The organism is Pedobacter polysacchareus (assembly GCF_019802255.1).
Taxonomy (GTDB): Bacteria; Bacteroidota; Bacteroidia; order Sphingobacteriales; family Sphingobacteriaceae; genus Pedobacter; species Pedobacter polysacchareus.
Genome location: NZ_JAHYSS010000001.1, coordinates 95,263 through 105,371, shown reverse-complemented (window position 1 = coordinate 105,371; position 10,109 = coordinate 95,263). Strand labels below are relative to the sequence as shown.

Here is a 10,109-nt window from a genome sequence, read left to right as displayed (position 1 = left end):
ATGCAAATCAAACAAAAACGAACAGATTATTGGATCAGATGTGCGGTGGTGGCGATGGGATTTGTGTTTTTTGCCCCGAAGCAGGGAACAGCACAATTTGTGGGTAATCCACTGATTCCGGTACCCGGAAAGGTGATCATCTATACGAATGATGCAAAGGGTGGACATCATCAGGTGCAGACGCTCGCAGATCGGAATAACCTGAGCCCGCTAAGACGTCAGCCAGGAATGCTGTGTACCGTGATGGACGACGGTACCGGGAAAACAAAAACATATCAATTGATCTGTGCAGATGTACCGGCAGAACTGGAAAACAACAACAACTGGGTCTTGTTCTCCTCTGGTGCTGCGGCAGCAGGAAATAACCTGATTTATGGGGTGGGAATCCCGGTTGCAGGAACAGGAAAAACAGGAGATTTTTATGTGAATACAACAGATCAGACGCTTTTTGGCCCGAAGAAAGAAGATGCCAGCTGGCCTCCGCTTTTATTGCAGGGCGCAGTTAGCGGACCTGCAGGGGGTGATTTAAAGGGAACTTATCCGAATCCCTCGATAGCGGAAAAAGTAATTACCGCAGCGCACATCAAGTCTGAGGCGGAAGATCAGGTGATGGTCAGCAATGCAGAAGGATCTGTGACCTGGGTAGACAAAGCAACTCTAGGCGGTGGCGGTGGTGGAAATGTTGGTGCTTTCAATGGAAACAGACCGATTACCGGAGCCTATTATAAAGATGTAAACCCTGGAACCAACGACCTTGCTAAATGGATTGAAGCCGTATTCTATCCTTCTTTAGGCCCCACAGCGAGTTTAACCGGTAATCCATCAGGAAATAGAGAGATGGGCCCATCAGGTACCACTTCGGTTTCTCTAAACTGGACCGCGGGGCGGGCAATGGAAACCGGAGAGCTGACCAGTATCAATGTAGCAGGTCAGGAGGTTTTTAGCACTTCACCAGCTCCAGGGGCTTCGGTCACTGGAACGGTCACTGTAATGGCAAAAAATAATGAGGCGAATGTGTTTAAATTAATCGTAAAAACAGCCGATAATAAAACTACAGAAGCAACGGCCTCGCTGAGCTTCCAATGGAAACGGTACTATGGTTTTGCAACTGGCGGTGATGATGGTGAAAATTTTGCACCCACTGATGCACAAATCCTGGCCCTGACTAGTGAATTCGGGAGTTCGGCGGCTGTAAGCAATAAAGCAGCAAGTCCTTCCGGCCGACAAAAGCTGGTAATTGCCTATCCTGCAGCCTGGGGTGGAACTAAAATCATCGTCGGCATTCTGGATTCTACCGGTGCTTTTGAAAAGACCACCAGGTCCTTTAGAAATACTGCTGGCGGGGTCACCGATTATGTGATTTATGTGCAAAAAGACAATACAGCAGCACCGGTAACTTTTACCATTCAATAGGCCATCATTTCATATCTAAAACAGCAATGAAGAATTTTAAAGCATTAATGATGAGTTTTGAAACAGCAATGAAGCGTAATGAAAATTATATCCCAATGAAAGCGATCTATATATTTTGTGTATTCCTGTGCATCAGCTCATTTTCCGCGGTAGCGCAGGTAAAGGTAATCGGGGCTTTGGAGCCGAACGACCTGACGGATAAGTATGCAACCCATAGTGATATTTATGGGAAAGGAGGCTTCCGGTCTGTAGCCAGCAATGCGGAAAGAGACCTGATTACTCCGGCCAGGAGATCTGTGGGGATGCTGGTCTACTCCATCCTGGAAGAGAAATTTTACCAGCTAAAAGGCGGGCTTGCCAATACTAACTGGGTAGAAAGCCAAATGGGTGGCGGTACCGGAGGTGGTACAGGAGAAACCCTGGCTATTGAAAAAGGAGGAACGGGTGCAATTACTGCCGAAGCCGCAAGAGAAAATCTGGGCTTAGGAACCTTAGCCATTCAGAATAAAGACAACGTGGAAATTACCAAAGGGGCAATCGACAATACGCTGATTGGTAGTTCTACACCTGCACAAGGAAAGTTTACCACCCTGGATGTGAACTCAGAGTTGACAGTAACCGGGCAGGTGATTGTGAATGGAGACATTAAAGCTTCAGGGGATGTAACGGCAAATTCCGACATCCGCTTGAAGAAGAACATTGAGACGCTTCCTCCGGTTTCTGAACAGCTGAGGAGGCTGCATGCCGTGTCTTATGACCGACGTGATGTAGATTTACACCAGATCGGTTTTATCGCGCAAAATGTACAGGAGTTTTTCCCTTCTCTGGTAAAAGCAGGCAGCGATCAAAAGAAGACACTTTCCCTGAATTATCAATCGATGACCGTCCCTTTATTGAAAGGATGGCAGGAACATGATGAAGAAATCGCGGTTCAGCAAAGAGAATTGAAAAGCATGAAATCAGAAATTGAGGATTTGAAAAAGGCAGTTGCGGAATTGAAGGAACTACTGAAAGCAAAGAAATAAACACTTTTATAAAATACCGAGCCCCCCTTAAAAAGTTGAATGTTTTTGAGGGGGGCTTTGTATTTAGGTAATTACGGGGGCTTTTCTACTCCCCAGAAAAACTTTTTTTATTTATTGATCCCTTCCAATGCAAATAAGAAGGCATAATTTAGCGCAACGTCTTTCAGGTAATCGAACCTGCCAGATGCGCCGCCATGGCCAAAGTCCATGTCAGTTTTGAGCAGCAATACATTCTTATCGGTCTTGGTAGCCCTTAGTTTGGCGACCCATTTAGCGGGCTCAAAATACTGCACCTGACTATCGTGAAGTCCAGTCGTGACCAACATATTCGGATAAGCTTTTTTCTCAATGTTTTCATACGGAGAATAACTTTTCATATAATCATAAGCGGCTTTTTGCTTCGGATTTCCCCATTCATCAAATTCATTGGTGGTTAAAGGAATACTTTCGTCCAGCATCGTGTTGATCACATCTACAAAAGGAACCTGTGCAATGATGCCATTCCACATGTCTGGAGCCATATTGATGACTGCACCCATTAACAACCCGCCGGCACTACCGCCTTGCGCATATAAATGGCCTTTGCTGGTCAGTTTCTGATCAATCAGGTATTGTCCGCAATCAATGAAATCGGTAAAAGTATTCTTCTTCTTCATCAATTTACCGTCTTCATACCATTGTCGGCCCATCTCCTGGCCTCCACGAATGTGCGCGATGGCAAATACAAAGCCTCTATCCAGTAAGCTTAACCTGCCGCTGCTAAAAGTCGCATCCATACTGGATCCGTAAGAACCATAGGCATATAACAATAATGGCGCATTGCCATCCTTCTTCAATCCTTTTTTGTAAACGAGGGAGATGGGAACTTTGGTGCCGTCTTTTGCAGTCGCATATAGGCGTTCCGAAACATATGCTGCTTTATCATAGCCACCCACTACTTCCTGCTGTTTCATCAGTTGCTGCGCTTTTGTGTCTACATGATAATCATAAGTAGCAGTTGGCGTGGTGAGCGATGAATAGATATAACGCAAAGTTTTGCTTTGATAATCTGGGTTTGAACCGACCTGCGCCATATAAGTTGGCTCTTCAAAAGCAATGTGATATTCAGCACCATTGAATGGACGAACCAGCAGTTGTGTCAATCCGTTTTTACGCTCAGTTACTACGATATGACTTTTAAATTCATCCACACTTTCCAGTAAAACATCTTTGCGATGCGGAATTACTTCCTTCCAATTTGCCCTTTCTGGCTTGTCCAGTGGACATTCCATCAGCCGGAAGTTTTTGGCCTCCCAATTGGTCAGGATCAGAAACTTATCATCCAGTGCAATCACATCATACAGCACATCTTTTACCCTTGGCTGGAAAACTTTAAAGGCTTCATTAGGTTTATCTGCATCCAGAATCCTCATCTCATTTGATTGCGTGGCCTGCGAATAAATGAAAAGGTATTTACCTGATTTTGATTTACCCACACCAATATAATTCGACTTGTCTTTTTCTTCATAGACGGTCTCATCCAGTTTCGCGTCGGTATTTAATACATGTTTTTTTATCTTTTCACTCAGTAGAGTGACTGGATTTTTAGCCGTGTAAAAAATGGTCTTATTGTCGGCAGCCCAAGTGGCATCACCTTCGGTATTTGGAATGGCATCTTTAAAAACTTCGCCGGTTTCCAGATTTTTAACATGGATCACATATTGGCGCCTCGATACTTTATCTACACCAAAGGCCAGCATTTTATTGTCCGGGCTGATGGCAAAACCAGTAGCGGAATAGTAAGGTAATCCTTTTGCCAGGTCATCTACATCTAATAAGATCTCTTCTTTGGCATCCAGACTGCCTTTTTTTCTGCAGTATTTATAATATTGCTGTCCTTCTTCGCTTCTGGTATAATAGAAATAACCATTTTTCAATACGGGTACTGATTCGTCTTTTTCTTTGATACGACCTTTCAACTCTTTAAAAAGATCAGCCTGAAGCTGTTTCGTCCCAGCCATCATCGTATCCAGGTATTTATTCTCTTCGGTCAGGTATTCCACTACAGCAGTACTGTCTTTCCCTTTTTTAAAGTAGTCAATCATCCAGTAATAATTATCTACCACCGTATCACCATGAATAGTTCTGATATGTGGTTTCACTTCCGCTACCGGTGGGGTAGCATTTGGCCATTTATAGGGTTCCATTTTTTGTGCTTTGTTTGTACAGGACAAAGCTACGCTGAGTAACAGTAATCCTGGAAGAGTTTTTTTTATCATAAGTTAGTAAAGGTTGAGGCATATTCTCTACAAAATAGATTAATTTCATTAATTTGGGATAATTCCAATTAAAACTTTATCTAAATGAGAAAGATCTTCAATAAGAGTAATGTGATAAACGGCCTTTTGGGTGTGCTGATCCTGGTGGTTCTTTTTGTACCATCGGCAAAGGCATTAATGATCCAGGGGCTGATGAAGGTAGGTCTGTTTTCACCTGATACCAGTATCGATTATAAAAAAGGTAATGAAAATATACAGTCGGAAAGTCTTGCTGGAGTAAGGTTTAAAGATGCGTCAGGAAAAGTGGTAGACCTGGGCGATTTAAAAGGCAAAGTAATCTTCATTAATTTTTGGGCTACCTGGTGCCCTCCGTGTTTAGCGGAAATGCCTTCCGTAAATAAACTATACGAACAATTCAAGGGTGATGAGGGAGTCGTTTTCATTATGGTGGATGCCGATAGTGATTTCGCAAAAGCGAAGAAATATATGGATAGAAAGAAATACCAGATGCCGGTTTATGCGGTAGCAAGTCGAATTCCTCAGCAGTTATTTGCGGGTTCCCTGCCTACAACCGTAGTCCTGGATAAGCATGGCCGCCTTTCTTACCATGAAGTTGGTGCTGCGGATTATGGGAATAAGAAGTTTGTAGATTTCATTAAGCAGTTGAAAGCAGATTGATTGGTAGTCAGTGTTCTGAATACCAGGTAGATAATGTCCGTTGATTGCCAGGATGTCAAAGTTTTGTTACGCTGGTTAATTAACATTTTTTAACGTTAAAATGGCAGTAAAAATCAGGGTCATGTTTAACTTTGTATCGTGAATCATTGGCATAAATGTTGTCCTATTTTAAGCGTCAGATAAAAACATAAAAAGATGAAACGAAATTTGATATTTAGCTTAGGTTGCATGATCAGTTTTGTATATGCTACAATTGGTTTTGCGCAAACGCCTCCACTGTTTAAAGATCAAAACCCGAGGTATCAGGAAAGCCGCGCCAAATACATGGGGCTGGCAGATTCTTTAAATCTGACACAAGGCAGTACTGTCCAAAGTACCTATAAAGCTTACGACTGGTATACTGCCAGAGAAGAACGCCGTCAGCAGCGCAGGGAAAGAAACAACAACTGGTACAGCCCTTACGATTATAACAATGGTTATTTTTACCCCTCCTTTAATTATAATTATTATCCTAATTTTGGCGCTACTTTAGGTCTGGGATTTGGACATTATGGTCGGTATGGAGGTTTTAATATTGGCTACCACAGACATTTTGGACGTTGGTAAGACACCACAACAATAGAAAATTTTATTTTTTAAATATATGCAGTTCAAAAAGATAATCACCTTAGTGGCTATTGCAGCCTCTGGAATCATGATCAGTTCTTGCTCCAGACAAGTTACACGTGTAAATCCTGATCAAACGATCGACATCAGCGGTAATTGGAACAATACAGATTCAAGATTAGTGGCCCAGGAAATGACACAGAGCATTTTGGGAAGCAAATGGTTACCGGAATATTTAGAAGCGAAAGCGGGCAAGAAACCGACTGTAATCGTGGGTGTGGTGACCAATAAAAGTCATGAACACATTGATGCGGAGACTTTCGTAAAAGATGTAGAACAGGCTTTCATCCAAAGTGGCCGGGTAAGGCTGGTTCAAGGTGGTAAAAAGAGAGAAGAACTGCGTGCAGAGAAAGCAGATCAGCAGGAAAATGCTTCGGTATCTACGATGAAGAAATTCGGACTGGAGAATGGTGCAGATTACATCCTTCAGGGATCGATCAACTCTATTGTAGACGCTCATAAAAGACAAAAAGTAGTTTACTACCAGGTAAATCTGGAACTGACCGATATTCAGACCAATGAAGTGGTTTGGATTGGCGATAAAAAAATCACGAAATACGTTAAAAATTAGTCTGGCTTAACAGGCTAAATCTCACATGGTGAATCACACTAAGCATACTTTTAGAGCATCAATCTTTATAGGATTGATGCTCTTTCTTTTTAGCTGTTCCAGCTATAATGATATGATTACGCCATATTATAAGCAGATGGCTAGTGGTAATTATACAGAGGCGATGAAGGAGCTGGAAAAGAATAAGCTCCTGCAAAAACCTCGTAATAAGCTGCTGTTCCTGATGGAAAAGGGGAAAACGGCTCACTTGATGGGTGATTATGAAAATAGTAACCGCTACTTCAATGAAGCCGATCAGCTGTTGGAAAATGGATTGGGCGGTACAATGGACGCAGTAGTTGGGACTTTAGTAAACCCAATGAATCAGGTCTATAAAGGAGAAGATTTTGAGAAGTTCATGATCCATTATTATAAGGCTTTAAATTATGTGTATCTCGGTAAACCGGAAGACGCTATTGTGGAAGCCAGACGGATCGGATTACAGTCTCAGGAACAAGGCGATAAGTTCAATAATAAGGATAGCCGCTATTCGAAAGATGCCTTCTCTTTAATGCTGCAGGGCTTGATCTATGAATATGATGGCGATATGAACAATGCATTCATTGCTTATCGTAATGCTGCGGAGGTTTACCTGAACAGTAAAGATCAAACCTATTATGGCACGCCGATGCCGGAAGAACTGAAAAAAGACCTTTTAAGAACGGCTGCGGCAATGGGCTTTACCGCCGAATTACAGCGTTTCGAGGCAATTTTAAAGCTTAAATATACGCCAGTGCAAGCACCGGAAGGCGGCGAACTGGTGTTCTTCTGGGAGAATGGACTGGCCCCGGTAAAGGAACAGGAAGAGTTTTTCTTCTCTTTGGTCAAAGGAGAGGATGGCAGTTTGTTTTTCACCAATGTGGGCGGAACAATTATTATTCCTTTCAGCAACGGTTACGGCAGCGATTTTAATGTAAATTCCGTTCAGAGTTTAAGGGCTGCTTTTCCGAAATATGTGAGCAGGCCGCCATTTTTTAGCAGCGCCACTTTGACGGATGGGAAAACAACAGTGGGGTTTGAAAAAGCAGAGGACATCAATGAACTGGCCTATAAAACTTTGCAACAGCGATTTCTAAAAGAAATGGGTAAAACGCTAAGTCGCCTGGCAGTGAAGAAAAGCGCGGAATATGTGCTTCGGGAAAGTTCAAAAGGAACTGGAAAGAATGGAAAAGACAACTCTTTACTGGAAGGACTAGGTTTTGGCGTTCAATTGTATAGTTTATTGTCGGAGAAATCCGATACCAGAAACTGGCAGTCTTTACCCGCCAGCATTAGTTATGCAAGAATCCCTTTACAAAAAGGGAAAAATACCATTACGCTGACTTTGAAAGCATCGAATGGGACAGAAGAAATAAAAACAATAGAAGTGATGGGCACAGGACGGCTGCAGTTTTACAACTACTCCACCTTGCGTTAGTCGCGATGATCATATTAATAAAATAAAAATAAAACATTATGCAAGAGCCTTTTGATATTGAAATAGGGGATGTGAGTTATGCGGTCTTTCCAGAAGGAAATGATACGTATGTAATTTTTAAAGAAGGTAAAGAATATGCCCACATTCAAAAAGATACAGACCTTCAATGGCTGAAACTAGATGAAGAAACCGCATTGCCTTTGTTCGAGATCGACGAAGAGATCAATAATATCGGTAAAGAAATTATGGCGTATGTGCCGGAAGTAGAAGAGGAAGATGAAGAGGGCGAGGATCAGTACGAGGACGACGAAGCTTAATCCATAAAATAAGGAAGGCTTAACTTATGGGTTGCGCCTTCCTTAAGCATTTTTATGTTCATCTTATGGCGTCCAGCTTTCCCGGTCCAGGCTCCGGTAATTGATGGCTTCTGCTAAATGTTCCGACCTGATGTCTTCTGTTCCGGCAAGATCTGCAATGGTCCTCGCTACCTTCAAAATCCGGTCATAAGCCCTGGCCGATAAGCCCAACCTTTCCATCGCTTTTTTAATCAGTGCCTGTCCTTTGGCATTGATCTGACAGACCTGACGTACCATATTCGCATTCATTTGTGCATTACAATGCATATCAGGCCTTCCCTGGAAGCGAATCCCTTGAATGGCTCTTGCGGCAATCACCCTTGCTCTAATCAGCTCGCTCTTTTCCGCAGTGACTTCAGAAGTTAACTCTTTAAAATTTACTGGTGTGACTTCCACATGAAGGTCTATCCGATCCAGCAGTGGTCCGGAAATCTTGCTCAGGTATTTTTGTACCATACCTCCGGCACAGCTGCATTCTCTGGTGGGATGGTTATAGAAACCACAGGGACAGGGATTCATAGAAGCAATCAGCATGAAGCTAGCCGGGTAGCTGACACTTAATTTCGCTCTGGAAATTGTGATGTTACGCTCTTCTAAAGGTTGCCGCATCACCTCTAACACGCTTCTTTTAAATTCCGGGAGTTCGTCCAGGAACAGTACCCCGTTATGGGCCAGGGAAATTTCTCCGGGTTGTGGGTTTGCGCCACCACCCACCAATGCCACATCTGAAATGGTGTGGTGCGGACAACGGTATGGCCGACTGCTCAATAAAGCATCCAGGCCATTTAGTTTTCCCGCAACGGAATGAATTTTAGTGGTTTCCAAGGCTTCAGGAATACTTAATGGAGGTAAAATGCTGGGCAATCGCTTTGCTAACATTGTTTTTCCGGCGCCAGGGGGGCCAATTAAAATGAGGTTATGGCCTCCGGCAGCTGCAATTTCTAAGGCCCGCTTAATATTCTCCTGACCTTTCACATCAGCGAAATCACAGTCAAAATCAGCTGAAATAGAAAAGGTATCTTTTGTCGCCACAAAAGTATGAGGAGGCTTCTCCGCTAAGGGAAGCTTAAAAAAGGAAACCACTTCCAATAGGTTATCCATTCCATAAACCAGCAGTTCACTGACGATGGCCGCTTCTCTGGAATTGTCTTTAGGGAGAATGAAACCTTTGAATCCAGCGGCCTGTGCTTGTATAGCAATCGGTAAGGCTCCTCTGATTGGCTGTAATCCGCCGTCTAAAGAGAGTTCTCCCATAATGAAGTATTGATCGGCATGGAGTGCTTCTATTTGCCCTGAAGCGGCGAGAATCGCAATGGCAATTGGAAGGTCGTAAGCGGCGCCTTCTTTCCGGATTCCAGCCGGAGACAGATTGATCACAATCTTCTGTCTGGGCATTTTTAATCCAGCAGACTGGATTGCACTCTCTATCCTCCTCAGGCTTTCCCGGATCGTATTGTCTGGCAAGCCGACGATATGGTATTTGTTGCCGCCGCCTATGCAGACTTCAATCGTAATGGTCAGTGCATCGACGCCGAAAACGGCGCTTCCATAAGTTTTTACCAGCATAGTTAACAGATCGGGTTCTGGTCTAATCTATGTGAATCAACGATACAGTGGTTAGATTCCCGCCAATAAAACCGAAATAAACTGCAAATAAAAAACCCGGTCTTAAAGGACCGGGTTTTC

General features: G+C 43.3%; 9 protein-coding genes. 7 read left to right on the top strand and 2 right to left on the bottom strand.

Features of this window, described 5'->3' with window-relative positions:
* Positions 1 to 1,413 carry a hypothetical protein gene (locus tag K7X70_RS00420; protein WP_222535234.1) on the top strand — a complete coding sequence of 471 codons (1,413 nt, stop codon included), beginning with the start codon at positions 1 to 3 and terminating at the stop codon, positions 1,411 to 1,413.
* A 26-nt stretch (positions 1,414 to 1,439) separates the two neighbouring features.
* Positions 1,440 to 2,438, top strand: coding sequence for a tail fiber domain-containing protein (locus tag K7X70_RS00415; RefSeq protein ID WP_222535233.1), 999 nt, complete (start codon positions 1,440 to 1,442; stop codon positions 2,436 to 2,438).
* A 107-nt stretch (positions 2,439 to 2,545) separates the two neighbouring features.
* Here the strand turns inward: K7X70_RS00415 and K7X70_RS00410 are convergent, their stop codons facing one another.
* On the bottom strand, positions 2,546 to 4,696 hold the full coding sequence (locus tag K7X70_RS00410; RefSeq protein WP_222535232.1) for a S9 family peptidase: 2,151 nt from the start codon (positions 4,694 to 4,696) through the stop codon (positions 2,546 to 2,548).
* An 84-nt stretch (positions 4,697 to 4,780) separates the two neighbouring features.
* On the opposite strand from K7X70_RS00410, the gene K7X70_RS00405 reads away from it, so the two are divergent.
* The 5 genes from K7X70_RS00405 to K7X70_RS00385 all read left to right on the top strand — a co-directional run bounded on the left by K7X70_RS00405 (position 4,781) and on the right by K7X70_RS00385 (position 8,384).
* Positions 4,781 to 5,374, top strand: coding sequence for a TlpA family protein disulfide reductase (locus K7X70_RS00405; protein WP_222535231.1), 594 nt, complete (start codon positions 4,781 to 4,783; stop codon positions 5,372 to 5,374).
* 195 nt (positions 5,375 to 5,569) lie between these two features.
* Positions 5,570 to 5,980, top strand: a complete 411-nt coding sequence (locus K7X70_RS00400) for a hypothetical protein (protein ID WP_222535230.1) — start codon at positions 5,570 to 5,572, stop codon at positions 5,978 to 5,980.
* A gap of 37 nt (positions 5,981 to 6,017) precedes the next feature.
* Positions 6,018 to 6,611: a penicillin-binding protein activator LpoB gene (locus K7X70_RS00395; RefSeq protein ID WP_062546300.1), complete on the top strand. Its 594-nt coding sequence runs from the start codon at positions 6,018 to 6,020 to the stop codon at positions 6,609 to 6,611.
* A gap of 25 nt (positions 6,612 to 6,636) precedes the next feature.
* Positions 6,637 to 8,067 (top strand): COG3014 family protein, encoded by a 1,431-nt coding sequence (locus tag K7X70_RS00390; RefSeq protein WP_222535229.1) that lies wholly within the window; start codon positions 6,637 to 6,639, stop codon positions 8,065 to 8,067.
* Positions 8,068 to 8,105: 38 nt separating this feature from the next.
* Positions 8,106 to 8,384 carry a hypothetical protein gene (locus tag K7X70_RS00385; RefSeq protein WP_222535228.1) on the top strand — a complete coding sequence of 93 codons (279 nt, stop codon included), beginning with the start codon at positions 8,106 to 8,108 and terminating at the stop codon, positions 8,382 to 8,384.
* Positions 8,385 to 8,447: 63 nt separating this feature from the next.
* Here K7X70_RS00385 and K7X70_RS00380 read toward each other — a convergent pair whose 3' ends face one another.
* A complete protein-coding gene (locus tag K7X70_RS00380) occupies positions 8,448 to 9,989 on the bottom strand; it encodes a YifB family Mg chelatase-like AAA ATPase (protein WP_222535227.1) in 1,542 nt (513 codons plus the stop codon).
* Between the last annotated feature and the right edge of the window lie 120 nt (positions 9,990 to 10,109).

Coding starts and splice junctions, on each gene's coding strand:
- K7X70_RS00420 (WP_222535234.1), top strand. CDS start 1: ATGCAAATCAAACAAAAACGAACAGATTATTGGATCAGATGTGCGGTG.
- K7X70_RS00415 (WP_222535233.1), top strand. CDS start 1,440: ATGAAGAATTTTAAAGCATTAATGATGAGTTTTGAAACAGCAATGAAG.
- K7X70_RS00410 (WP_222535232.1), bottom strand. CDS start 4,696: ATGATAAAAAAAACTCTTCCAGGATTACTGTTACTCAGCGTAGCTTTG.
- K7X70_RS00405 (WP_222535231.1), top strand. CDS start 4,781: ATGAGAAAGATCTTCAATAAGAGTAATGTGATAAACGGCCTTTTGGGT.
- K7X70_RS00400 (WP_222535230.1), top strand. CDS start 5,570: ATGAAACGAAATTTGATATTTAGCTTAGGTTGCATGATCAGTTTTGTA.
- K7X70_RS00395 (WP_062546300.1), top strand. CDS start 6,018: ATGCAGTTCAAAAAGATAATCACCTTAGTGGCTATTGCAGCCTCTGGA.
- K7X70_RS00390 (WP_222535229.1), top strand. CDS start 6,637: ATGGTGAATCACACTAAGCATACTTTTAGAGCATCAATCTTTATAGGA.
- K7X70_RS00385 (WP_222535228.1), top strand. CDS start 8,106: ATGCAAGAGCCTTTTGATATTGAAATAGGGGATGTGAGTTATGCGGTC.
- K7X70_RS00380 (WP_222535227.1), bottom strand. CDS start 9,989: ATGCTGGTAAAAACTTATGGAAGCGCCGTTTTCGGCGTCGATGCACTG.